Here is a 290-nt window from a genome sequence, read left to right as displayed (position 1 = left end):
TACGTGCCGTTCAACGGTCCGGCGGTGGTGCCGCGGTGGTTGCGGGCCGATCCGGAGCGACCTCGGGTGGCGCTGACCCTGGGACTGAGCGCGGTCGAACGTCTGGCCGGCTACTCGGTGTCGGTGGGCGAGGTGCTGCGGTCCCTGGCCGGGCTGGACGTGGAGGTCGTGGCCACCGTGGCCGCCTCCCACCAACGCGACCTGCCCGAGCTTCCCGACAACGTGCGCGTGGTGGAGTTCGCCCCCCTGCACGCCCTGCTGCCCACCTGCTCCGCCGTGGTCCACCACGG

Annotated in this window: 1 protein-coding gene; it reads left to right on the top strand. The window is 73.1% G+C overall.

The window, feature by feature from the left end:
- Positions 1 to 290 (top strand): nucleotide disphospho-sugar-binding domain-containing protein (locus DSY14_RS28505; RefSeq protein ID WP_211719655.1); only part of this gene is annotated, 290 nt, incomplete at both ends.

This window comes from Nocardiopsis sp. MG754419, assembly GCF_018207095.1.
Taxonomy (GTDB): Bacteria; Actinomycetota; Actinomycetes; order Streptosporangiales; family Streptosporangiaceae; genus Nocardiopsis.
The sequence above is the reverse complement of the archived record's forward strand: the minus strand, read 5'-3'. Positions and strand labels throughout refer to the sequence as shown.